Below are 24,512 nucleotides of genomic sequence, written 5' to 3'. Positions count from 1 at the left end.
TCCGAAACCTGCCAAGCAACTATCCAAAATGCAGACACTCAGATTCCGATGGATTTTATTTGTCTACCCCGTAGGACCAACAATGTCAACCATTCCGGAATCAATCCGGCTGTTGTTCGAAGCCTCTATCGAACGCGACGGCGACCGCTACGTCGTCCCGATTCCCGAGGAACTCGTCCAGAACGGGTCGCTGGACGAAACCGAGTTGTATCGGATTGCACTCCTCGACGGGGCGACGTCCACGGCTGCGTCCTCTGGGCGTCCCAGTTCGACACAGGGTTCGGGTTCCGAGCAGCCCTCCACGCAATCGACGTCGACGTCGACCTCGTCACGGTCGCGGCCGAACGCCCAATCACCGCCCGTCAGCGAGGGGGAGATCCGCTCGGTGACCATCGAGACCCTCGGGGACCAGGGCGACGGCCTCGCCCGCGTCGAGCGTGGGTTCATCGTCATCGTCTCGGGGACCGAACCCGGTGACGAAGTGGAAGTGGAGATCACCGACGTGAAGGAGACGGTGGCGTTCGCCGAGCCGATTTAGCGCTCCGGTCGATGGGTTCGAGAGTGCAGTCCCACATTCGAAATCGACACCGAGTACTGGCTCGATAGCTGCCTGTCACGACACCCGTATGGGGGAAGCACGCTGGGATGGATGTGGAGTAGAGAATCACATCGGTCGAAAGAAGCGTGAGCGGGACCGATCCCTTCCTATGCAACGGCTGCATGCACTCTTTCGCCCCGTCGAGCGATATGCGGATGCGTTCTCCTCTCGAACCCACGGTGTAGTCGCCGGTGTATCATTCTGTGTCTTCGTCGGGGTGATTGTCCTGGGGTTCGTCCCGGTGACACGCCAAATCGAAACCACCGGCTATTCGACTACGGATTTACAGGCGGCGACGACCCGAGCGGAAGTGGATGCGATACTGCAGGCTTTCGACCCCGTCATGGACTCCGTGATGCTGCTCTCGATTCTCGATTACGTCTTCATCGTCGCGGGGTTCTTGTTGTTTTTCTCGCTCCACTCGATCGCCCTCAAGACGCTTGAGTTCCACGACTGGTTGGGACTGATTCCGAAGGTCGGGATGGGCCTGACGTTCTTCTCTCGACTCTTTGATTCGTTGGAGAACCTCTGGGTCATCCTGATCTACACGAACCCCGACGACTACGCGACCATCCTGATTAGTCTCATGAACGCCTCCGAAACGGTGAAGTGGGCGCTCGTCAGCGTCGAATATCCGACGCTCGGAATCGCTATCGCGCTCGCGTTGCTGGTACGGTTTACCTCACTATTCGACGGTCGCTCAGAGCGTCCACAGTAGTCGCTCAGACAGCCTATTCTGAAATAGCCTATCTCGAGATTGGCTATCTCAGAGTCCTTTCCGGAGCCACTCCATATAGAGATGCTCTAATCCAGCGGACGTCACGACTCCCTCCGTTTGATGATCTTGGATTGATTCTCTCTATCTCGAAACCGTACTTTAGTATCCCAAACTAAAGTTTATTAATTAACAGCGAGGACTAATACCGACAGCTACGAACGATTCATGGTATGGGAACAGCTAACACACTATCCGCCGGCGACTATACGTTCGAGTCGATTCAGACCCTCCTCGCGAAGGCTAACGAGCCAAAGACGGGGGACGAGCTTGCGAACCTCGCGGCGGACTCAGATGCCGAGCGCGTCGCTGCAAAGCGTGCGCTGAGCCAAACGACCCTCGAGAGACTGCGTGAGAATCCAGTAGTTCCCTACGACGAAGACGAGGTGACGAGAGTCATCCAGGATGCGGTCCGAGAGCCGATTTACGAGCGGATCCGAGACTGGACAGTCGCCGATTTGCGCGAATTTCTCGTCGACTCATCGACAACCGACCGGGAGGTTCGCGCAATCCGTTCCGGACTGACGAGCGAGATGATCGCGGCTGTCACGAAGATCATGTCGAACATGGATCTCGTGTTGGTCACCTCGAAGATGGAGGTGACTGCGCGCTGTAACAACACCATCGGCACCGAGGGGACGCTGTCGTTCAGACTGCAGCCGAACGACCCGGCGGACGACGTCGACCGGATCCTCGACTCGACGCGAGAAGGTCTGTCGTATGGTGTCGGTGACGCAGTCATCGGCATCAACCCCGTCGAGGACAACGTGGGCACGACGACGCGCATTCTAGAGGGGACACACGAGTTTATCGAGGAGTGGGGGATTCCGACCCAGAACTGCTGTCTTGCGCATGTAACAACGCAGATGAACGCCATCCGGGACGGCGCGCCGGCGGATCTAATCTTCCAAAGTTTGGCCGGGACTCAGGTTGGCAACGACGAGTTCGGCATCGACGTCGAGCTGCTCGACGAGGCTCACGACCTCGCCGAGCGCCGCTGTACGTCCAGTGGACCGAACGTGATGTACTTCGAGACGGGGCAGGGCGCAGAGCTCTCGGGCGACGCACACGAGGGCGTCGACCAGCTCACGCTGGAGGCGCGTTGTTATGGGCTAGCGAAACGGTACGACCCGTTCATCGTCAACACCGTCGTCGGGTTCATCGGCCCCGAATACCTGTATGACGGTCGTCAGGTAATCCGGGCCGGGCTCGAGGACGTGTTCATGGGGCAACTCCACGGCATCTCGATGGGAATCGACGCCTGCTACACCAACCACATCGACGCCGACCAGAACGACATCGAGAACCTCGCCGTCCTCCTGAGTGCCGCCGGTGCAAACTATTTCATTACAGTGCCGATGGGCGACGATGTCATGCTGAACTACCAATCCAATAGTTACCACGACGCCGCAGCGCTGTGGGAGATTTTCGACCTCGGTCCAGCACCCGAATTCCGAACGTGGCTCGAAGAGATGGACATCTGGCACGACGGCACGCTGACCGACCGTGCGGGCGATCCGACCATCTTCACATGACCATGACTCCAATTGACGACACACCCACGGGGCGTAACGAGGCTGGAGACAGCCCCGACGAAAACGGACTCGAACGCATCGTATCGCGCAACCCCTCCCGACTCGGTGTCGGGAGGGCCGGTCCGCGCCCACGAACGGAGACGATGCTCACCTTCCAAGCAGACCACGGCCGCGCCCGCGACGCGGTCCTGACGACCGTCAGCGACGCCTTCGTCGAAGACCTCGATCTCGTGAAGGTTCGGACGCTGGTCGAGGACAAAGACCAGTACCTCGCTCGGCCGGACCTCGGTGCGGAGATCCCCGAAGAGACTGTCGAGTACCTCCACACACAGTGTCAGCAACACCCGGACGTCCAGGTGATTATCACCGACGGGCTGAGTTCGACTGCGATCGAAGCGAACATCCCGGACCTGTTGCCGGCGCTCATCGACGAACTCGACGAACGTGGGCTGTCGGTGGGCACACCCGTCTTCGTCGAGTTCGGGCGGGTCGATGTGATGGACGCCATCGGCGAGGAACTGGACGCTGAGTGTTGTGTCAACTTAATCGGCGAGCGCCCCGGCCTGCGAACTGCCGAGAGCCTGAGTGCGTACATGGTTTACGGCCCCAAACGCGGTGCCCCAACGGCGAAGAAGTCGGTCATCTCGAACATCCACGCTGGCGGTCTACCGCCGGTCGAGGCCGGTGCGAAAATCGCCGATATGCTGGCAGCAATGGTCGAACAGGAGGCCAGCGGACTAGACCTCTCCGAGGGCGACCGGGAGTTCCAGAAAGGCTGAACGCTTTCGTCCCGAAATGGTAGTAACGAGCCAATGAGCGAGGATCTGCTGACGAGCGTCGGGATAGACGTCGGAACCACGACGACGCAGGTGATCCTGAGCCGGCTTCGGGTCGCCTCGACCGGTCCGGGCAGCGCCGGCAAATTGGCGATCACCGACCGGAAGATTCTCTTCCGCGGTGAGATTCACGAGACGCCGCTGATTGACGCAGAGACGATCGATGCCGCCGGTGTGGCAGCAATCGTCGAGGAGGAGCTCGAACGCGCTGGCGTCTCCCGAGCAGAGATCGACACCGGTGCGGTGATCGTTACGGGTGAGACCGCACGGCGGTCTAACGCCGCAGCGCTGGTCAGCGAGCTGGCCCTTGAGTTAGGCGAGTTCGTCGTCGAGACCGCAGGCGCGCACTTAGAGGCAGTCCTTGCCGGTCGAGGATCCGGGGCCGCAGCCTACGCCAACCGCGAGAACGCGACGGTCGCCAACATCGATGTCGGTGGCGGCACGACCAACATCGCGATCTTCGACGGCGACGCAGTCCGGGAGACGCGATGCTGTCGAATCGGCGGCCGCCTCGTCGAGGTCGACGACGGAACCGTGCAGGGAGTCGCCGAGACGCTCCGACCGCTACTTGACCACCTCGACATGACGCTTGCAGTCGGCGACGACCTCACTGCAGAGAAACTCGACCGCCTCGGGGAGTCGATGGCCGACTGTCTCGCGGATTTACTCACTGGTCCTCCGTACCCCGACCCGCTCGCCGAACTGGCAATCGGCGAACTGCCCGACGAGCGGGTCGACCTCGATGTGGTGGCGTTTACCGGCGGCGTGGGGTCGCTCGTCTCGACCCCGACTGACGGCACCGTCAACCGTAGCGCCTACGGCGACATCGGCGTCGCGCTCGCGAGAGCTATCCGGGACCACGACCGTCTCAGCGACTGGCCGCGACTCGAGCCGTCCGAAGACATTCGGGCAACGGTGGTTGGAACGGGGACTGCGACCACCCGCCTTAGTGGGCGGACGGTCGGTCTCAACGCACAGGTGCTCCCACTCCGGAACGTTCCCGTGCTCTCGGTGCCCCTGCTTCCGGCCGCCGATACTGTGCGTCGCCGGGCGGGCAACGAGGATGGCCCACCCGGCGAGAGCAACGCTCTCAGTGAAGAGATCCGAGACTACGTCGAGCAGGGCATCGCTTTCTATGGTGACGATGCTGACCCCGGAGCCGCCGAGAAGGCCAGCGAGGAGTGGTTCTTTCTTGCGTTCGAGGATATCGGGGAACTGACGTACGACCGAATCGAAGCCCTCGCCGAGGGAATCGTCACCGCGTACGACAACGCCCCGTACACGGGTCCGATCTTGCTCCTGCTCGCCCAGAACTGTGGGAAAGCACTCGCCCAGTCGATTCGGCGGGGGCAAGAGTCCTCTCGGCCCGTAGTTGTTCTCGACGAACTGTCCGTCGAGCAGGGCACCTATATCGACGTTGGCGAGCCTATCTCTGATGACGACACCGTACCCGTCGTAGTGAAGACGTTAGTTTTCGAGGAGTGACAGTAGACCATCTCCCTGAGTGGAGTATATTGCTCCGACGAGACACATCGGCAGCTACTCGATATCGATACCAAACTCGTCTGAGATAGTCTCGATTACAGCCTCAGCATCGTAGTCACATTTGTACTCGTTGTACGTCCCACCAGCACGGCCCTCGTTACGCTCATATTTGATGAGAAAGCCCATCATCGACAGGTCGTTCAAGTGATTGTTGATGCTCTTCTTGGTGGTTAACTGACTGAAGTCAGTAATTTTCTCCGTGATGGTGTTGTACGCGTCGAAGATATCGTCTGTGCGGGCGGGGGTACGATCGTTGATATCCAGATACGCGGTCGCTGTGAGAACCATCTTGGCCTGCTCGGTTAGGGTTCGCATGTTTTTGCGAACTCTCCCTCGCTCCACCCGCTCTTTCGCCGCTTCAACGTCCGCTGTCGTGATAACAGCATGTCCACTCCTGTCTGCGATCTCGCCTGCTTCTCGAAGAATATCGATTCCCTGTCGTGCATCGCCCTTGTCTTGTGCACCAAAAGCTGCACAGAGTTGGATGACCCCTTCGTCGTAGGCATCCTCAAATAATGCCTCTGTAGCCCGCTTGTTCAGGATCTTCTGGAGGTCAAGTGCGTCGTATGGCTCGAAGACGATTTCGCGCTCTTTGAGCGCTCCTGCGACCTTTGCTCCGAGGTTATTGTGGAAATTCAGGTCGTTGCTGATGCCGATGACGGTAATGGCACTCTCCTCGTTGGTGATGTTCCCCACACTCTTTGCACGGGTGAGTTCGTACAGCAGCGTATCTGAGTCCGCTACGTGATCGATCTCGTCGAAGGCGAAGACGAACCGGCCACCCATCTCGTCGATCTTCTCGTATAGCGCGTCGAAGGCGTCTGCGACGGAGAGACCACGTCGTGGAAACTCCGCTTCGTTCGGCCCACGCAGTTCGTTCACCAACGCACGCACTACGCTGAATACGGTGTTGCTATTGCAGTTGTGATGGACGACGTGAAGTTCGTCTTCCTGGCCACGCTCTTTCATCACACGCTCGAGCTCACCAAGAACGTGTTTGGTTACGACGGTTTTTCCGACACCTGTATTTCCGTACGTGATGATATCGCGAGGAGATTGCCCTTTTACAACGGGTTGTAACGTCTCTTCGTATTTCTCTATCTCCCCTTCACGATTGTAGATATCCTCGGGCTGGTAGTCTTCAGTAAGTACATCCCGGTTTCTGAAGATGTTGTCTTCGACGTCCTCGAATAGCGCGGCCATTACTGGGGTCTACAGCAGCCTTCAGCACAACAGTACATAAGGGTGGCTTTCTAACGTTTCCCACGTTGTGCTTGTTTATATATGGGTGTGGGAGTGGATTTCTGACGTTGTAAGTCACACACCAACTGGATGGGGGAGACTCTGGGGTTGCCGATATGAGTAGAGATATTATGGTCTGACAGAGGTCCGATTCACGCACGGCATAGACTCTCTTCTCTACAGTTACGTGAGAAACCTACTCCCCCTCTCCACAATCAATCGACCGACGATGCCGTCTGCTGCGATGCAGAACGTGAGAAATGTACTCTCCCTCAATCGGCAATCGGGTGGGTTGCTCTACCTGAGAACGTGAGAAACCCACTCCCTTCACGATCAGTTGGCCGACCCACCTTGGTCCGCTGAAACGAAGAACGTGAGAAAGCTACTCTCTCACGCCGGCCGAATGGAGAGAGATACTGGAGTGGGTGGGTTGAATCCGTTACACACAGCGAGCATGCCACACATACCAAATTGAGCGCTAGACAGCTACATACCCCACTGAGAAGAGCGAACTTGGTCCCACCGAGAGAACTATACTTCCTATTATCCGACGTCTAGGCATGGTCAACAGACCACCGGAGTTCTGTCCCTACTGCGGCGAAGCACTCTCCCCTGTTGATCCGCCGACGACTCACTACTGTGCGGCCTGCGATGATGCCGTCTTTTACAATCCGATTCCGACCACACGCCTTGCGGTCCTCGATGGGGAGTCGATTCTCCTCGTGAAAGTGGACTCCCCTGATGCTGACCTGTGGGGGACGCCGGGTGGGATGGTCGAAGCCGGCGAGAACCCCGACGAAGCAGGTGCGCGTGAACTAAAGGAGGAGACGACCCTCACCGTGAACCCCGACGACCTCGTGCTCTTCGACGTCCGGTCGTTCGCCAAGTTCGGGACGACCCACAAGACGGTGCTGGCCTACGCGGTCGACGTTACAGATGTGCGTGGCACCCCAAAGGCGGACAACGAAGTCGCTGCCGCTCGGTTCTGGTCGGCCTCGGAACTGGCGCGTGTCGAGGACCGACTCCTCACGAGTTGGCCGACTGCGTACAAGGATGTCGGCTGGTGGGTCGAGAACGCACGAGCGGCGTTGGAGTGAATGAGTAGTGGTGTAGCCGTCCTGTCCCCTTCGACGGCCTGTCGAAAGCCGCCTGCCGGGGCCGGGGCAGGCGACTCGGCGTCCCCCCCTCGCGCAGTTCAGACGTGACGACGGATAGCCGGTGGTCAGCCGGAATGCCAGCGGCACCCAGATCGCTCCGAGTACCGCATCGGAAAATGTATTTCACGTATCCAAAGCATCGACCCCAATACGATTTGGTCAGCAGAGCAACATGATTTTCACGAAACGCTAGAAGAACGGTCGGGGCCCTGGTAGTGGATTAGTACAGACGACACTGAACGGGAGCCGCGCATCGAACTCCCTCTCTGTTCGGCGAACTCACGGACCGGGGAGTCAGTCGTCAGCCGGCACCACTTCGGTATCGGCCTGTCCACGCCAGAGGTCCGCGTAGATCCCATCGGCCGTGACGAGGTCGTCGTGTGAGCCCTGTTCGGCGACTCGGCCGTCGTCCAGAACGACGATTTCGTCGGCGTCTCGAATGGTCGAGAGCCGATGTGCGATGATGAAGGCGGTCCGCTCTTCGACCAGTCGCTCCAAACTCTCCTGGATGAGTTCCTCTGTCTCCGTGTCTACGTCCGAGGTCGCTTCGTCGAAGATGATGATCGCCGGATCGTTCAGGAGGGCGCGGGCAATCGCGAGACGCTGGCGCTGCCCGCCGGAGAGCTTCACGCCCCGTTCGCCGACGCGCGTGTCGTACCCGTCGGGGAGCTCCCGGATGAATCGGTCTGCCGCTGCCGCCTTCGCGACCGAAACCACGCGTTCACGGGTCGAGTCGCCGCTCGGAGCGGGACTGTCGCGCTCGCCGGCATCGCTGTCTCTGTTCCACTCGGCGTCGAGCGTGGTGCGGTCGCCGTAGGCGATGTTCTCGGCGACGGTCCCCGAGAAGAGATACGGGTCCTGCTCGACGATGGCGATCTCGTCGCGGAGTGCCTGGAGGTCGTACTCGCGGACGTCGGTACCGTCGACCTGAACCGAGCCCTCGTCTACGTCGTCGGAATCGCCGGACGATTCCGATTGGCGAACGGGAGCGCCGCTCCCGTCGACGTCGTGGAACCGGGCGATGAGCTTCAGCAGGGTCGATTTCCCGGCACCCGTCGGCCCCGCGAGGCCGACGGTGTCACCGGCGTCCACCGCGAGCGAGACGTCCTGAAGCACCGGCTCGCGCTCCCCATACGAGAACGTCACGTCGTCGAACTCGACACGGCCCTCGATGTCGTCCGGACTGTGTGCCGCGGTGGGACTCGTGATGGTTGGCTCTCGTCCGAGCAGTCCAAACACCCGTTCGGCGCTCGCCTTGGCGAGTTGGTACTTGTTCGCCGATTTCCCGATTCGACGCATCGGGGAGTAGAGGCGGCGAAGCAGGAGGAAAAAGAGCGCGAACCCACCCAGCGTCAGTGCACCGTTCTCGCCGGGCGACCCGCTGATGATGTCCGTCCCGCCGATGTAGAGGACGAGTACGAAGACGACGCCGGTGAGCAATCTGAGGGCGGCGAAGAACCCACGACGGATGCGGAGAGCAGCGATCTTCTCGTCGTGGTAGGCCTCGCTCTGGCGGGCGACTCGCTCCCGTTCGAATTCGTAGCGGTCGAAGGCCTTGATGACGGCTGCGCCGCCGAGGTTGTTCTCGAGGCGCGTGTTCAGTCGCGAAACAGTCTCCCGAATCGATTTGTATCGGGGTTCGATACGGTCGAGGAACCGACCGCTCGCGAGCCCGATTATCGGCACGGGCGCGAGCGCGACCGCGGCGAGTTTCGGCGAGTACGTCCACAGGATGACCGCGATGCCGCCGACGGTCGCGAACACGCGGATGAGCTGTCGGAACTCCGTGTTGAGAAACTGCTCGAGGCGGTTGATGTCGCTGTTGAGGACGGACATCAGCCCGCCCGTCTGGTGGTCGACGAAGAAATCCATCGAGAGGTGCTGGATGTGGTCGTAGGTGTCGTTCCGGAGGTCACGTTGCACCTTCTGGGCGGTCGACTGCAGGAGGTATCGCGAGGCGAACCGCGTGACGGACCGAACGAGGTACGCGAGAACGGCGATGCCGACGAGCTGTTCGAGCACCGCGAGCCGTGCCGCCTGTCCGGAGATTTGCCCGGGGGAGAGAAGCCCGATATCGGTCAGGAGCCCGGCCTCGCCGGACCCCCTGATGGCGCGGTCGATCGCGGCCGCGACGACGACCGGCGGAACGAGTCGAGCGAAGCGGGTGAGGAATGCGGCAGCCACGCCGAGCGTCAGTCGAATCCAGTAGGTGCGAGCGTACGAGAGGAGGCTCACCATCGAGTGGCCGTCGACGTTGTCTCGAACGTGTTCGAGGCCACCGTGGTCGTCCGGCATCACTCGTCGTATCGGGTGCAGACGCAAGTATCCCGGGACTGCAGCAAGCGACCGGTCCCCTCAGGTCGACGGGGCTTCGCTTCGAGATGTGCTGGCCGTCGTCGCGTCCGCGACGAGCCCGTACAACCATCGTTGGCGACTTCGCTCCCTGCACGTCAATCCGAGGGGAACGCCACCGAGAGCGTCGTCCGAGGCGGTCACTCGACTCGGCCACGACGAGGGCATCCTGGAAGCCAAACGAGCGTTGTTACTACGGGCTGGGAGGAGATTCCTCGAGGGGTTCGGTGCTGTGCTGCGAGCCGGTCGTGAATCGACGACAACGATCGACAGACGTCCCCTAGGGACACGTCACCTAATTCGACGCGCGCTCGCTGCACGGGACACCCCTCCCGCAGAGTGAATTCGAGTGGTCTGTCCGGTCCGGGCGCGAGCTCGTGTCCGGAGCGAAGCACCACGTCCGGGAATCACGTGCTGGGCTGCGGTCACACTTCCACCGCCGGTCGTAACAGAGTTCACACCGCGCACCGGAGGAGATACATGGCGCGACTGGCCGGGGCACTGGACGCGACGAAGACCGTCGTCGGGGTGCTGTACGAACAGGACATCAAGTATCCGGCGGCGGCAATCGCGTACTACGCGTTCCTCTCGTTCGTCCCGTTGCTGTTGCTCGTGGTCGCCCTCCTCGGGCGACGGTTCGCCTTCGAGGTGTACACGGGGTCGGCACGGTTCGTGACACCGGAGACCCAGCAGCTTCTCTACCAAGCGCTGACGACCGCTTCGGGCCGAACCGGGGCGATGGTCCTCTCCGTCGGTGCCATCGCCTGGGGTGGAGCGAACGTCGCCGTCGGCTTCCTCACGGTGGTCGAACGCGTCGAGGGCGCCGTCGAGCAGCCGCTCTCGACACAGGTGCGCGACGGTGGGGTGGTCCTCGGGGCGCTGTCGGTCGCCATCCTCGCTATCTTCGCCCAGAGTGTCGCGCTCTCCGTCTCCTCCGTCGGGCTCCTCGAGACGCTCGTCGGGTTCGGCTTGCTCCTGCTCGTCCTCACGGGAGCGCTGCTCCCGCTTTACTACGTGCCCTCGCGGGTCGTAGTCTCTCCCCGGGAGGCTCTCCCGGGCGCACTCACCGCCGCGTCCGGCTGGACCGTTCTCCACGCCGGAATTCAGTTCTACACCGCGAACGCGGCACAGTACGCGATATACGGCGTCGTCAGCGGTATCGTCATCATCCTCACGACGACGTACATCGCCGCAGTCGTCCTGATGGCGGGACTCGTCGTCAACGCTGTGCGGACCACCGACTGGGAGCGGCTCCCGCCAACGTGATGCGGGTCGTCGAGGGGGGAACGGCGATGTGTAAACCGGGACTTGTCGTACCGGTCGGAGGTCGTGGCGCCGTTCCGGCGTATCGGCCGTGTTCCCGACGCCGATTCCTCGGGTACGCGCCGACGGCGGTGGCCGCGACGAGCGCCGCGGGCGGACAACCGCGAAAGTGGGCCCGCAACTCGGATGCCGCTTCGGCCCGGTGTGCCACCGATGTTCGCCACTCGGGTGGGCGGGCGGTTTCACCGGAAATATAGTGTGAATTGGGGAGCGCTCCGGAGCACCCAATCGTCCGGACGAGACGGGACCGAACCGAACGACAGCGTGGGGTCGGAGCGTCTGCGCGACACGACACCCACCCGAGAGGGACGGTGGACCGCCGAGCCACACCCAGGCCATCCCCGGCGACGTAGCGTCGTCGTAGATGTGTTTCACGATGGAGGTGTGCGTTCGTTCACCGGCCTCTCCCCTCGACACCCTATGGTCCGTCACGCACCTTCCTGTCTCGCGCCGGTAAAAATATCAGAAATGATAATTTCGCCTGAAGAATCACGACGAACCGGACATCGTACACGAGCCGAGGCGCTGAATTTTGGACATATGAGTCCTAAAAAGCACGATTACGACTAATAGTTAATTTTCCTACATTACGCACCAATCTTTTATAGCAGACAGACATTCTGCTAAAACAGACACATCAGCGACGGAGTGGGAAGGGGAGGTGACGTTCGCCTCCGCCCGGACGCTCTCGGTGCCTCTGTCCGGGCGCGAACCTCCGACACCTGGTGGGTCAGGGAGACAACAACACATGGAATTCAAGAAACTGTTCGCAGGCGACGACAGGGCAGTCAGCCCCGTCATCGGTGTGATTCTGATGGTAGCGATTACGGTCATCCTGGCCGCTGTGATCGGGACGTTCGTCCTCGGTCTCGGTGAGCAGGTCGGGCCGAGTGCGCCGCAGGCGTCGTTCTCGTTTGACCAGGCTGGAAGCGACGTGACCATTAGCCACGACGGTGGCGACAAGATCGAGGGCGCTGACCTCGAGATTCGTGTTGATGGTACGGCAGTCGCTGATGGAGAGCAGTACACTGACGGCTCTACTATCGGTGCAGGAAACAAGCATACTGTGACGGGGGTTTCGGGCGACGAGCTGCAGGTCGTCTATACGGGCTCCAGCGGTAAGGAGTCCATCATCGCCTCGTACCAGATCGAGTAAGCTCTCGACCCAGCGATTTTCTTTCGACGCAACGCCGATTAGCAACAGCGCTACCCTATTTTGAGGACCGCCACGTCCGAACTGCGTGGCCAACCAGAACCGACGACGTGACTGCGTACGGAAGCCCTCGGCCTCTCGGCTCCGGGGGCTCGCTGTCGCGCGAGAGCGAAGCTCTCGCTGGATACCAAGAAGCGCCGTCGGCGCTTCTCGAGCACGCTCCTCGGTCGCTCACTTCGTTCGCTCCCTGTGGTGCTTACGGCGCCCGCGTTCGCCGAGAGGCCGGCCCCTTCCGGAGCCCCACCCGTGGTGGTCACTGGGTTCACGTCGCTCACTCTCTGACAGGTGAGGCGTTACTCTAGGGATGGGGTCCAGCGAAGAGAGAAAGACACCAGAGCGTCCGTCCGGTCCGAAAGGACTCCTCAGAGCAGACTACTAAACGCCTGCACGACAGGAATCGCGAGCTCGCCGAACGGGAAGTACAGCACGCGACTCACCAGCACGAACGCGGTCGTCAGCCCGCCACAGACACCGAGGCCGACGGCCCCGACGCGGGTCCAGTCGTCGCCCCGCATTCGAGCGGAGAGCACCCACATCGCAAGCACCCCCGCACCGACGAGGTTCACGAGCGCGTGCAACTGCACCGATTCGCCGACGGACATTCCCGACGCCACCGACGTAAGGACGAACAGCTGTCCGCCGACCAACACCGTCCCGAGGTAGCTCAACCCGAGCGTCCAGCCGTGGTCGAGGCAGCGACGGACGACCGACAGCCGAGCGAGGGCGTACACGGCGAGCGGCATGACAGAAGCCAGATACCGCACCGTCACCATCGCGTGAAGCGGCAGAGCCTGCAGGTAGAGCAGACAGAGAAGGAGTGTGTAGGTGCCTGCGAGCAGGTCGGTCGGGGTGAACCTCAGCGTGCGGCCCCGTCGCCACTCACCGAGCAGGGACGGGACGGCCGCCAGCCCGGCGAGCAACGGCATCGACTCGAGTACGGAGAGGCGCACCGCCTCGCCGCCGTCCTCGGCCGCGAGCTCGGCGTTGTACCCGCCGCGGACGAAAATCTCGTACAGCCGTCCGGGGTCGACGAACACACCCAGACTCCGAACGAGGTAGCCGACCAGCCGGCGGACGATGGATTCGAGCTGACCGAGGAGGAGGGTCGCGAGCGACACGTGTGAGCCCGAGTCACCAACCACGGCTCCACCACCGGTCGCTAGCTCGCCGTCGAACCGCGGAAGCATCCGCGGGGGTCGAATCGGGTTCCCGCTGATGGCCGTGTTCAGGACGAGGAAGGGGCCGAGGGCGAGCAGGAACGCCCCGCCGACGGTGACGACCGTCCGGCGGTCGACCTCGCGGTGTGTCCCGACGTCCGCGACCAGCAGCGAACAGCAGAGCAACAGCGCAATCGCGGCGTGGACGGTCGTGGTCAGCGCGACGACGGCGTAGGCACCGGCCCGGAACCGAGCGTCGGGAGCGCCGCCTTCGTCCATCCCCTCCCGACTCCGGTGAAAACAGTACAGCGTCGCGAGGACGAGCGCGGCGACGAAGGCGTGACGCTTCGGAATCGAGGCCCAGAACCCGACCGGGGTGCAGAGGGCGCCGGCGACGCCGGCGGCGAACCCGGTCCGTCGGTCGTACGTTCGGGTCAGGAGTCGATAGAGCAGGACGCCGACGAGGGCGGCCGCGACCATCGTCGCCATCTGGAGGCTGACGAGCGCGAGGGTCGACGGGTCGAAGTCGGCGGCGAACGGGAGGTTGACACCGAACGCGAGGAGCGCCACTGCGGCGCCGACCCGGTCCCCGAGTCGACGACGACCGAGCGCCCGTCCGGCGGCGACCCCCGTCCAGAGCGCGGTAGCGGCCCAGAGTCCTACGAGGACGAGCCGGAGGTCGGCCACGGCCCCGACGGCCCGAAGCACGTAGAGCACGGGGAGGGCGGCGAAGACGGTCCCGTAGTTCCGACCGTACAGCCGCCCGTCGACGACGTTCATCCCCGGCGTCACAGCCGACTCCGGCCCGTACTCGATTCGGTCGACGTACAGGTGGCCGTCGGCGACGCCGACGAGCGTGTTCGCGACGGTGTACGTGTCGGTGATGAACACCCCGACGGCCCAGTACACCCCGAAGACGAACAGGAGTCCGGCGAACAGCGCCTCGCCGAGGCCGTCACCGAACAGCGAACGCCGGAGACCGGCCAGTCGGCCGTCCGACTCCTGTTCCACCTCCGTCACGCCTCTACCTCCACCTCGACCACTCTCTCGTACAGCACCCGCTCCGTGCCGTCGGCGCGGACGAACACCGTCACCTCACCCCGGAAGGCACTCCCCTCGACACGCTCGGGCGCGAAGGGTTTCCGGTCGAGTTCCAGCGTCGTCGTCCCCGTGTCCTCCGGCGAGAGGAACGCGACGGTGCTCCCGGCGTACCCCAGGTCGGAAATCCGGAGTCGGTAGCCGAGCATCGGCGACCCGGACACCGACTCGACGGCGACCGTCGCGGAAGGGGCGTCGAGGTAGTACGCACCCGACCCGTACCGCCCCTGGTCGAGGGACGCCGTCTCGCCGGAGAGAGTCACGGACCCGGCCGCCACGCGACCGTCGCCGACGGCATCGACCGGGCCGGCGTCGGACGACGTGGTGAAGTCGAGACCCGAAACGAGCGGCCCGCTCACGAGGGCTACCGCCAGGAACACGACCAGTGTCGCTCTCGCTCCGGTCCACATCGTTCCGGTGACGGACGTATCGACGAATAAACCCGTCGACTACCTGACCTGGAGGATGGAAGTCGAAGAGGTCTCTCCGAGCGGCCGACCGCGCCTCATAAACCACTCACGGTTCTCAACGCAGACTCCTATACTTCCGAAGCGAGTAGTCACAGGTGTCCGCCGTCGGGTCCGCGCTCGTCGAAGCGCATCCAAGCGACCCACCTACGGCCGAGTCCTCGCTGGGTCACCGACTCGACGGCGGACCGAAGAGAGCGACCCCGCTTCGAAGAGGGAGGAACGACGCGACAGGGACCCGCACCGGCGTGCGACGAGCGCTTGGCATTCCGGCTTCGAGCACGCCGGTGCGGGTCCGTCAGGCGGTGCCGACGACCGGGGCGGGCGTCGGAACGCTCGCCCACCGACGGCCGCACGGCGATGGAAACGACGGCCGTCACCCGGCCTGTTCGGGTCGGAGACGTAACTTCGGATTCTGTGTGTACGGGAGACCGAGGTGAGCCTGTCGGACGGGAGTCGAGGCCGACGCATACCCCGGACCCGGTCCGCAGGACGGCACACGTAGAGCCATTTCGTCGCGACTGCTTCTCGGAAGTCGGGTGGGAGGAGACGCCGATACGTGGGGTGATTATCGTTGACCTCAGTCGAGCGGAACGGCGTCGCCACGGTCAGGTCGGTCGTTCGAACGTCAGCCCGCCGACGAGGGCGTTCATGGCCCGTCGAAGTCGCTGGGAGACCGCCTGCTCGCTCACGTCGAAGCGCTCGGCGAGGTCGGTGAGCGTCACCCGGCGGGGGACCTCGAAGTAGCCGAGTCGGTGGGCGGCCGTGAGCGTCTCCCACTGGACGGGCGTGAGGCGTTCCTCCGGCGACGGGACGTGGGGGTTGTACACGCCCTTCACCTCCGTCGATATCTCCTCGTCGGTGCAGATTTCGCTGAACCTCCGGAGCCGTTCGTGGTCGGGAAACCGGAGCCGGAGCTCCCACCGGCCGGACTGACCCTGTCCCTCGAGGATGACGCCGCCCGTGTCCATCAGCGCGTCGACGAGACCGTTGACATTGCTGTTCCAAGTGACTTGGTACAGATGCCGGTCGTCGACTTCCGTCAGTCGGGTGACCGACTCGACGATGGACTGCGTTATCAGCGCCTCCTCGATGTGTTCGTCCGAGCCGTCCGAGACCCAGAAGAACGGGAGAACCTGGTCCCCGAGTGGTACCAGCCGTTCGATTTCGATGTGGATGTCCGGGTGCTCCGCGAGCAGTCCGCTCAGCGCGAACGAGTCCCCCGGAAGCGCGACGTCGATGATGACTGGCATTAGGACTCCCCCCTTCGTGATTCACGATACGATATCAATACGTAAAGTAGGTGCCTTTAGTGTCGAAGTCCGGGTTTACATCACAACGCCCTGTTTATAAGATTCGTCGCTGGGGCTTCGCCGCCGACGGTCCTCGACCGGACCCGCGGCGGCGACCCGATGACGGCGGTCGACTGCAGGACGACGGTCGCGAGTCGGGAGCACGAGACGGACGTCGCTCGCGGGACGGGCGTCGCTCGCGGGACGGGCGTCGCTCGCGGGGCGAATCGATCGACGCCGGGGACTCGCTCGTGTCTCTACGGTGGACAGAGCGGTCACGGTCCGACCGGACTTCGAACTCGAAGGCGGAGCACCCCCGAGAGCGAACGGGCCACCGAGGAGGCCGATGCCGGCGGTGGAGACGCAGCCTCCCTTGTCGTTCGAACGCTCTTCACAGGAGGGGACGGCAACGGCCTCCGCGACGGAGGCTCACGCTCGGTTTACATGTAACGGATGTGTATTTGTCTCTGGGAGTCGAAGGTTTACTCGAGAACCACGCGTTCGGACCGCAGGTCGTGAACGACTAGTTCGAGACGGAGCGCCCGACATGATTCCCATCGTCGATATCACGATTCCCGCGAACGCGTTCGAACTGGGTAGTCTGCTGGACGAAATCCCTGATATCCACGTCGAACTCGAACGCATCGTCCCCATCTACGACTCCATCATCCCGCTGTTCTGGGTCTCGAACGGCGACGAGGACGAAATCGTCGCCACGCTTCAGCGCTCACCGCTCACCGAGAGCGTTCAGTCTCTCACCGACGACGGGAAGCGACAGCTGTTCGAGGTCCGGTGGACCCTCGACGCCGACGAGTTCGTCCAGACCCTCATCGAGACTCGGGCGCGAATGCTCGAGGGAGAGAGCATCGGTGAGGGGTGGGAGTTCCGCCTTCAGTTCCACAGCCACGACGAACTCGGCGACTTCCGCGACCAGTGCAGTACGAAGGACATCCCGGTGCTGGTCCGCCGGGTGTACAACCCGCATTACCCGCACGAGGGGAACCCGATGTCCTCAGAACAGCACGAGGCGCTGGTGGCCGCCTACGAACGGGGGTACTTCGACATCCCGCGCGGGACGACCATCGGCGAACTCGCGAAGACGTTCGACATCAGCGACAACGCCTTCTCCCAGCGTCTCCGCCGGGGGCTGGCCTCGCTCGTCTACGAGACGATGATAGACCAGTGACTCACGCGGCCGGGTCCCCTCGGCCGTCGGCGCTCAGGCCCCGGGAGCGTCCGACTCGCCGAACGCCAACCCGGCGACCACGACGTTCATCGCACGGCGGAGGCGCTGGGATATCGCCTGCTCGCTCACGTCGAACTCGGCTGCGAGGTCCGAAAGCGTCGCGCGGCGTGGCACCTCGAAGTACCCCTTCTCGTGGGCCGCCATCAGGGTGTCCCACTGAACGCTGGTGAGGCGGCTCTCGTCTCCCGGTGGGTGCGGGTTGTAGACGCCCTCTACGTCGAATGCGACGTCGCTCTCCGTACACAGGGCGGTGAACTGCCGGAGCTGGTAGTGGTCGGGAAAGCGGAGCCGGAACTTCCAGCTCCCACGGACGGCCTTCCCGCTGACGATAGCGCCGTCCGTCTCGAGCAGGGCGTCGACGACGCCGTTCACCGCGTCGGTCCACTCGACCTGCAGGAGCGCCCGGTTCTCGACTTCGGTCAGAACCTCGACCGACGCGACCAACGAACGGTCGTCCAACGCCTCGACGGCGGCGTCTACGGACCCGGCAGGAACCCAGAAGAAGGGGAGCACGGCGTTCCCGGTGGGGACCAGCCGCTCGAACTCGACGGTGAAAGAGTCGTCGAGTTCGAGGAGATGACCGAGCGGGAACGAGTCGCCGGAGAGAGAGATGTCAGTAACGACTGGCATACGCTGTGAGTAGATGGACCGTCTCGTCGAATCGTGATAATGGACAGCTTGAGATGTGAGGTAGTTTATGTACTCCCGCGTCGAGACCCATTCATCAGAGGGTCGCTCCGGACGCGGACGGGCCGCTCTGCGGTGCCGGCTCGGCCCCGGTGTGGTTCGCCGAATCGCTTGCCGACGCGATTCGGTGGTGACGCCGAAACGGCCCGAGGGCACCGTCGAGCGGCGTGACCCGGCGACGCCCTCGCAGTCTCACTCCTCGGTCAGTTCGGTCTCCAACGTCTCGAGCGAGTAGCTCCCGAGCGCCCGGGGAGAGTCCCGGAGCGTCGACACCGCGAACGTCGAGTTCGTGCGGTCGACCTCGGGAATGGTCTCGAAGTCCGAGATGAGCCGTTCGACGGCGTCCGCGTTCGGGAGCCGGGCGATGACGATGAAGTCCGTCTCCCCCATCGTGAAGAACGCCTGCGTGACGCCCTCGATGGCGAGAATCTTGTTGCCCACGTCCTCGTAGGAGCCCTGGTAGTCGGCGAGCACCTCGACGATGACCGTCACGCCGAGGCCGGCCTTCTCGAGGTCCACGTCGTACAGGTCGTTGGTGATGATTCCCTCCTCGCGGAGATTGTTGAGTCGGTAATGAATCGTCGACACCGGAATGCCGGTGCGCTCGTGGAGCTTCTCCGGACTGCCGGTGCCCAGGTCAGAGATGGCCTTCAGGAGGCGGACGTCGCGTTCGTCCATCGTTCTACCGTCCGCGTGTGGCGTGTTAATTGTTACCCGAGTCGAATCGGGTTCGACTCGCGCCGCCGAAGTCGACACGTGGTTCGACGTGCCCCCGGAGCCGTCGAAGACGTCCGCCCACGGGCGGGCGGGAACGTGCCCGCCGGTTGCGTCGGTACGGCGGCTCGGCCGGTCCGTCCGGGTCCGCCGGCGACTCGACCGGGGCGCCGTACTGTTAGTTATCAGAACGGTCCGCGTTCGGCGAGTGAGGAGTGCAACACTGGTGCGAATACCTAATGTTCTATCCAATCAAAGCCGGACTCGTTGTAGAAGAATTTAACAACGTGAGGCGATTAGCGCTGAACTGAGAACCATGCGCTCGCAACTGAATTGGACAAACCTCTCACGGATCCCGGTGCTGTTCGCACTGCTCGCACTGTTCTGGGGGACGTCGTTCGTCGCCATCGAAGTCGGGCTGGAGTTCTTCCCGCCGGTGCTGTTCGCGGCCATCCGCTACGGCGCCGCCGGGGCCATCGTCCTCGCCTACGCCGTCGCGACGGTCGACGACCCACTGCCGCGCACGAAGAACGACCTGCTCGCCGTCGCGACCGTCGGGACCTTCGTCATCGCCGGGTACCACGCGCTGCTGTACCTCGGCGAACTGCAGGTGTCCGGCGCGGTCGCCTCCGTCGTCGTCTCGTTGTCGCCGGTCCTGACGGCCGCCTTCGCCGCACCGCTGTTCGTCGAGGAGCATCTCGACCGCCTCGGCGTCGCCGGCCTCGTCGCCGGCTTCGTCGGTGTCGCCGTCGTCGCCAACCCCGGCGCGACCTCGATGCTGTCGTCGAGCGTCGGCGGGCTCGGCCTCGTCCTCCTCGGCGCCGCCTCCTTCGCCGTCGGCGCGGTGCTCACCCGCGCGTTCGACGCCGAGATGCCGCTCCGCGCGCTGGAGGGGTGGGGGATGCTGCTCGGTAGCGGCGTGCTCTGGGTCGTCTCGCTCGTCCGCGGGGAGTCGATGTCGGCCATCCACTGGACCGACACCGCCGTGTTCTCGCTGGTCTATCTCACCCTCGTCTCGGGCGTCGTCGCCTTCCTCATCTACTTCGAGCTGCTCTCGCGGGTCGGCGCGACGGAGATCAACCTCGTCGGCTACCTCGAACCCGTCGTCGCGACGGCGATGAGTTGGCTCCTGCTCGGCCACCTCGTCGCGGCGTCGACGCTCGCGGGTTTCGTCGCCATCTTCGCCGGCTTCGCCCTCCTGAAACACCGCGCCGTCGGTCGGTTCCTCAGGTCGGTGCCGCTTCCGACACCGCTGTCGAACCGCCGGTACTGACCGTCGGTCGACCTCGCCGCGTCGTCTGCGCTTCTCCCGCCGCGTTCGTCCTCGCGCCCATCGCGCCGGTCGACGGCACTCCCTCGACCGGCGCCGTATCCCCGGACGGCTCCTCGCCGTCAGCCGGCCTGTAGTCGACGAACTTCACCCGCACCTCGACGTGCCGGTCCGACCGCCGGCCGACCCGCTCTTCGATCGTCCTCGCCAGCGCCGGGTACGGTTGGTCGGTCGTCCGCGCGAGCGTCACCGTCGCCGTCGAGGTGGCGTCCACGAACGGGCCGCCGCCGTACCCCAACTCGACGGTGACGAGCGAGAGCTCCCCGTAGCGCTCCTCGGCGAGCGTCTCCGCGACCGCGCCGTTGACCGTCCGCTCGAGGCGCACCTGTTCGTAGGTCGGCACTGCCGCCCCGACGACGAACGCGACGGCGACCAAGCCGACGAACAGGAGCGTGAGCGCCGCCCGCGACGAGTCCGGGACGGGGAGTCCCGACGGGTTCCGGCTCCGGTAGCCGAGCCCCCGGAGGGTGAGCAGGACGCCGAGGTTGATGGTGACGACGTTCATCGCGAGCAGGGTGAGCGCCCCGACCGCGACCGTGGGCTCGCCGAGGGCGACGCCGACACCCACCGCGGCGGCCGCGGGGATGAGCGCGATGGCGATGGCGACGCCGGCGAGCGCGACCGGGAGGGCGGTCGCGAGCGCGAGCGCCCCCGCCGCGCCGGCGGCGAGCGCGAGGAGGAGCGCCGGGAGCGTCGGCGACGTGATGGCGGACACCTGTGCGATTTCGGAGACGTTCGTCCGCGGCGGAACGACGTAGACCGCCCGGAGTCCGGCCGTGAGGGCGGCGGCGCCGAGGACGGCGACGACGGTCCCCAGCAGTTGCGAGACGACGCCGTCGAGCGCCACGTCGCGGTCGTCGGTGAGCAGGCCGATATTCGTCGCGAGGATGGCGCCGACGAACGGCGACACCACCATCGCGCCGGCGACCGCGAGCGCGGAGTCACGCAGGAGCCCCACCGTCGCGATGACCGTCGAGCAGAGCGCGAGCAGGGAGAACGCCCGTCGCGTGAGCCGGGCTTCGAGGGCCTTCGTGCGCATCTCGTCGTAGGCGATGGTCTCCTCGTCTTCCTCCCGGGCGAAGCGGTCCTGGAGCGCGCCGAAGTTCGGCGTCGTCACCGACTCGGCGCTCGTGACGACCGTGTACCCCTCGTCGGGGAGGCCGACCTCGTGGAGCGCTCCCAACACCGACTCGACGGCCTCGGGCGGGAGCGGAAAGCGGAGAAGCACGGTGCCGTCGTCCCCGCCGCCGCGGACGTGGTCGACGCCCTCCTCGTCGAGCACGTCTCGGACCGCGGACTCGTGGGCGTCGTCGACGAGCACCTCGACGTAGCGCATTTGCGGAGGCGACGACGGGGGAGGGGAAAAAGATGGACCGAGTCGGTTCGAGTCGGTCGAGTTGGTTCGAGTCGGTTCGAGTCGGGTCGGCTACTGCACCCCGGCGCTCTCGCGCCCACCTCCTCTCCGACGCGACGGTCCGAGTCCGCGGACGCTCAGGGGTAACTGGGCGTTCCGACGCCCCAAGACGGGGCTTCCACATTCCAAGGTAGGGCTTCCATCCGGTAAGTAGAGCTTGCCATTTCAACCCCATACGAAAGAAGAACTTGCCACACAGTTGTTCCGGCGAACTGGGGAGAACTGTCTAGACGCCTTATCTTCGCCGAGAACGCTTCTATGGTGCGCAGTACGGCAACCACCCACACACCACCCCCAACCATGCACCCCAGACAGTTCGGAGCGTTGACGGTCGCGACGGTCGTCGTCGTCGCCGTCTCGCTCGCACTCGCAGTACCGACCGGCGTCTTCGCCCAACAGGACGCCGAGACCCAGTCGTTCGCCGTGGACGACGCGACCGCCCCCGACCTCGTCACACCGGAGGCGGACTTCACCGTGACAGCCGTCGTCTCCAACCCGAACGACGCCACGTCGACACAGGAGGTCGCCCTCCGCTCCGGCGGTGTGGTCCTCTCGCGGCTCTCCGTGACGCTGCCGGCGGGCGAGAACGTGACCGTCGAGTACAACGTCTCGGCGACGTCGCTCCCGCTCGGCACGAACTTCCTCGGCGTCTACACCCAGGACGAGGGTGAAGTCACCGCCGTCGAGGTCGCCGAGTCCTACGCCGTCGAGAGCGTCTCGGCGCCCGCCAACGTCACCGCCGGCGACCCCGTCGAGGTGAGCGCCGTCGTGACCAACCCGAACGACTTCGAGACCACCCAGCGCGTCGACTACCGCTTCGACGGCGACGTGGTGAACGACACCGACCTCACGCTCGCCGAAGGCGAGTCCGCCGAGGTGAACTTCACGTTCGACACGAACGACACCGAACCCGGCGACTACGTCCACAGCGTGTTCACCCACAGCGACGGGTTAGTCGCCGAGATTACCGTCGAGAACGCCACCGAACCCGAGCCCCCGACCCAGAACGCCTCGGTGACCTTCGAGGACCAGAACACGACCGGCGAATCGGTCGTCGTCGCCAACGCTACCCTCCCCGAGGGTGGCTTCATCGCCGTCCTCAACGAGTCGGGTGACGTGGTCGGCGCCACCGAGTACCTCGAGAACGGCACCAGCGAGAACGTCTCCGTTCCCTTCCTGACGCCCCTCGACGAGAACGACTCGGGCACCTACACGGCCCAACTCCACATGGACACCAACGACAACCAGGAGTTGGACTTCCTCACCAGCAACGGCACCGAGGACACCCCGTACCTCGACGAGGCTAACGAGGCCGTCGCCGACGACGCCGAAGTGACCGTCGAAGCCAACGTGACCGAACCCGAACCCGAGAACGCCTCGGTGAGTTTCGAGGACCAGAACACGACCGGCGAGTCGGTCACCGTCGCCAACGCCACCCTCCCCGAGGGCGGCTTCATCGCTGTCCTCAACGAGTCGGGTGACGTGGTCGGTGCGACCGACTACCTCGAGAACGGTACCAGCGAGAACGTCACCGTCTCACTTCTGACACCGTTGGACGAGAACGACTCGGGCGTCTACACCGCACAGCTCCACGAGGACACCAACGACAACCAGGAACTCGACTTCCTCACCAGCAACGGCACCGAGGACACGCCCTATCTCGACGAGAACGGAACCGCCGTCGCTGACAGCGCGAACGTCACCGTCGAAGCCGACGTGACCGAGCCCGAACCCGAGAACGCCTCGGTGACCTTCGAGGACCAGAACACGACCGGCGAGTCGGTCGTCGTCGCCAACGCTACCCTCCCCGAGGGCGGCTTCATCGCGATTCTCAACGAGTCGGGTGACGTGGTCGGCGCCACCGAGTACCTCGAGAACGGCACCAGTGAGAACGTCTCCGTAGCCCTGCTCGAACCGCTCGACGAGAACGACTCGGGCAGCTACACCGCTCAGCTCCACATGGACACTAACGACAACCAGGAGTTGGACTTCCTCACCAGTGACGGCACCGAGGACACGCCCTACGAGGACGAGTCCGGCGAGGCCGTCGCCGACGACGCCGAGGTGACCGTCGAGGCGGCCGACGGGAACGAGACCGCGGCACTCGCACCGATGCGCCTGTAGCGTCGCCGTCGACCACCCGTCCGATTTCTTTGGTCTCCGTTCCGTCAGTGCACGTCATATGTCCGGAGAGCGTACAGCGGTCGTGGCAGACGATTTCAGCAAGGTGACAGGCCTCCCGGACGACCTCGGCATCGAGGACGACCTCCGGCGGAGCGAGGAGGTGCTCACGGTCAGAACCGACACCCGACGGTACGGGAAGGCGATGACGATAATCGAGGGGTTCGAGGACGGCGAGGACCTCCGGGAACTCGCCTCCTCGCTCAAGCGGTCGCTCGCCTGCGGGGGGACGGTCGAGGGCGACACCATCGAACTCCAGGGGAACCACGTCGCCCGCGTCCCGGACCTGCTCCGGGAGCACGGGTACGCGGTCGAAGAGCGCTAGCCGTCGACGGACGGGCCGAGCGTCC

20 protein-coding genes are annotated in these 24,512 nt (G+C 64.0%); 12 read left to right on the top strand and 8 right to left on the bottom strand.

Going from position 1 to position 24,512, the window contains the following annotated elements; all coding sequences use genetic code 11:
• Positions 1–82 precede the first annotated feature (82 nt).
• From N5095_RS09185 to N5095_RS09165, 5 genes are all read left to right on the top strand, one after another.
• Positions 83–538 (top strand): TRAM domain-containing protein, encoded by a 456-nt coding sequence (locus N5095_RS09185; protein ID WP_267622473.1) that lies wholly within the window; start codon positions 83–85, stop codon positions 536–538.
• A gap of 169 nt (positions 539–707) precedes the next feature.
• Positions 708–1,316: a hypothetical protein gene (locus tag N5095_RS09180; protein WP_267622472.1), complete on the top strand. Its 609-nt coding sequence runs from the start codon at positions 708–710 to the stop codon at positions 1,314–1,316.
• 230 nt (positions 1,317–1,546) lie between these two features.
• On the top strand, positions 1,547–2,908 hold the full coding sequence (locus N5095_RS09175) for an ethanolamine ammonia-lyase subunit EutB (RefSeq protein ID WP_267622471.1): 1,362 nt from the start codon (positions 1,547–1,549) through the stop codon (positions 2,906–2,908).
• Complete coding sequence (gene eutC, locus N5095_RS09170; RefSeq protein ID WP_308203529.1) at positions 2,905–3,687, top strand: ethanolamine ammonia-lyase subunit EutC; 783 nt, start codon at positions 2,905–2,907, stop codon at positions 3,685–3,687. The genes N5095_RS09175 and eutC overlap by 4 nt, the downstream gene beginning before the upstream one ends.
• A gap of 33 nt (positions 3,688–3,720) precedes the next feature.
• Entirely contained in the window at positions 3,721–5,229 is a 1,509-nt protein-coding gene (locus tag N5095_RS09165; protein ID WP_267622469.1) for an ethanolamine ammonia-lyase reactivating factor EutA, read from the top strand.
• A gap of 54 nt (positions 5,230–5,283) precedes the next feature.
• On the opposite strand, the gene N5095_RS09160 is transcribed toward N5095_RS09165, so the two are convergent.
• Positions 5,284–6,492, bottom strand: coding sequence for a Cdc6/Cdc18 family protein (locus tag N5095_RS09160; RefSeq protein ID WP_267622468.1), 1,209 nt, complete (start codon positions 6,490–6,492; stop codon positions 5,284–5,286).
• A 599-nt stretch (positions 6,493–7,091) separates the two neighbouring features.
• Between N5095_RS09160 and N5095_RS09155 the strand changes: the two genes are divergently transcribed.
• Positions 7,092–7,628, top strand: a complete 537-nt coding sequence (locus N5095_RS09155; protein WP_267622467.1) for an NUDIX domain-containing protein — start codon at positions 7,092–7,094, stop codon at positions 7,626–7,628.
• Positions 7,629–7,982: 354 nt separating this feature from the next.
• On the opposite strand, the gene N5095_RS09150 is transcribed toward N5095_RS09155, so the two are convergent.
• Positions 7,983–9,983 carry an ABC transporter ATP-binding protein gene (locus N5095_RS09150; RefSeq protein ID WP_267622466.1) on the bottom strand — a complete coding sequence of 667 codons (2,001 nt, stop codon included), beginning with the start codon at positions 9,981–9,983 and terminating at the stop codon, positions 7,983–7,985.
• A 537-nt stretch (positions 9,984–10,520) separates the two neighbouring features.
• On the opposite strand from N5095_RS09150, the gene N5095_RS09145 reads away from it, so the two are divergent.
• Both N5095_RS09145 and N5095_RS09140 read left to right on the top strand, forming a co-directional pair.
• Complete coding sequence (locus N5095_RS09145) at positions 10,521–11,306, top strand: YhjD/YihY/BrkB family envelope integrity protein (RefSeq protein ID WP_267622465.1); 786 nt, start codon at positions 10,521–10,523, stop codon at positions 11,304–11,306.
• 805 nt (positions 11,307–12,111) lie between these two features.
• Positions 12,112–12,519: a type IV pilin N-terminal domain-containing protein gene (locus N5095_RS09140; protein WP_267622464.1), complete on the top strand. Its 408-nt coding sequence runs from the start codon at positions 12,112–12,114 to the stop codon at positions 12,517–12,519.
• Between the two features lie 419 nt (positions 12,520–12,938).
• On the opposite strand, the gene N5095_RS09135 is transcribed toward N5095_RS09140, so the two are convergent.
• The 3 genes from N5095_RS09135 to N5095_RS09125 all read right to left on the bottom strand — a co-directional run bounded on the left by N5095_RS09135 (position 12,939) and on the right by N5095_RS09125 (position 16,551).
• Positions 12,939–14,753 (bottom strand): hypothetical protein, encoded by a 1,815-nt coding sequence (locus N5095_RS09135; protein WP_267622463.1) that lies wholly within the window; start codon positions 14,751–14,753, stop codon positions 12,939–12,941.
• On the bottom strand, positions 14,750–15,241 hold the full coding sequence (locus tag N5095_RS09130; protein WP_267622461.1) for a hypothetical protein: 492 nt from the start codon (positions 15,239–15,241) through the stop codon (positions 14,750–14,752). Before N5095_RS09130 ends, N5095_RS09135 begins: the two co-directional genes overlap by 4 nt.
• Positions 15,242–15,906: 665 nt before the next feature.
• On the bottom strand, positions 15,907–16,551 hold the full coding sequence (locus N5095_RS09125; RefSeq protein ID WP_267622460.1) for a helix-turn-helix domain-containing protein: 645 nt from the start codon (positions 16,549–16,551) through the stop codon (positions 15,907–15,909).
• A 586-nt stretch (positions 16,552–17,137) separates the two neighbouring features.
• Here N5095_RS09125 and N5095_RS09120 point away from each other — a divergent pair.
• The gene (locus tag N5095_RS09120) at positions 17,138–17,776 is read left to right on the top strand and encodes a helix-turn-helix domain-containing protein (protein WP_267622459.1); all 639 of its coding nucleotides are present in this window, start codon (positions 17,138–17,140) and stop codon (positions 17,774–17,776) included.
• Between the two features lie 33 nt (positions 17,777–17,809).
• Here N5095_RS09120 and N5095_RS09115 read toward each other — a convergent pair whose 3' ends face one another.
• Together N5095_RS09115 and N5095_RS09110 are read right to left on the bottom strand one after the other, a co-directional pair.
• Complete coding sequence (locus tag N5095_RS09115) at positions 17,810–18,466, bottom strand: helix-turn-helix domain-containing protein (RefSeq protein WP_267622458.1); 657 nt, start codon at positions 18,464–18,466, stop codon at positions 17,810–17,812.
• 249 nt (positions 18,467–18,715) lie between these two features.
• On the bottom strand, positions 18,716–19,201 hold the full coding sequence (locus N5095_RS09110; RefSeq protein WP_267622457.1) for an Lrp/AsnC family transcriptional regulator: 486 nt from the start codon (positions 19,199–19,201) through the stop codon (positions 18,716–18,718).
• A 352-nt stretch (positions 19,202–19,553) separates the two neighbouring features.
• On the opposite strand from N5095_RS09110, the gene N5095_RS09105 reads away from it, so the two are divergent.
• Positions 19,554–20,510 (top strand): DMT family transporter, encoded by a 957-nt coding sequence (locus N5095_RS09105; protein WP_267622456.1) that lies wholly within the window; start codon positions 19,554–19,556, stop codon positions 20,508–20,510.
• Here N5095_RS09105 and N5095_RS09100 read toward each other — a convergent pair.
• Positions 20,464–21,903: a DUF389 domain-containing protein gene (locus N5095_RS09100; protein WP_267622455.1), complete on the bottom strand. Its 1,440-nt coding sequence runs from the start codon at positions 21,901–21,903 to the stop codon at positions 20,464–20,466. The genes N5095_RS09105 and N5095_RS09100 overlap by 47 nt on opposite strands.
• Before the next feature lie 378 nt (positions 21,904–22,281).
• On the opposite strand from N5095_RS09100, the gene N5095_RS09095 reads away from it, so the two are divergent.
• Positions 22,282–24,105: a DUF7282 domain-containing protein gene (locus tag N5095_RS09095; protein WP_267622454.1), complete on the top strand. Its 1,824-nt coding sequence runs from the start codon at positions 22,282–22,284 to the stop codon at positions 24,103–24,105.
• Between the two features lie 82 nt (positions 24,106–24,187).
• Positions 24,188–24,487 (top strand): stress response translation initiation inhibitor YciH, encoded by a 300-nt coding sequence (gene yciH, locus N5095_RS09090; RefSeq protein ID WP_390202882.1) that lies wholly within the window; start codon positions 24,188–24,190, stop codon positions 24,485–24,487.
• The last annotated feature ends 25 nt before the right edge of the window (positions 24,488–24,512 follow it).

Source organism: Halobium salinum (assembly GCF_026586625.1).
Lineage (GTDB): Archaea > Halobacteriota > Halobacteria > Halobacteriales > Haloferacaceae > Halobium > Halobium salinum.
Note: the sequence above shows the minus strand (reverse complement) of the source record. Positions and strands in the feature narration are given on the sequence as shown.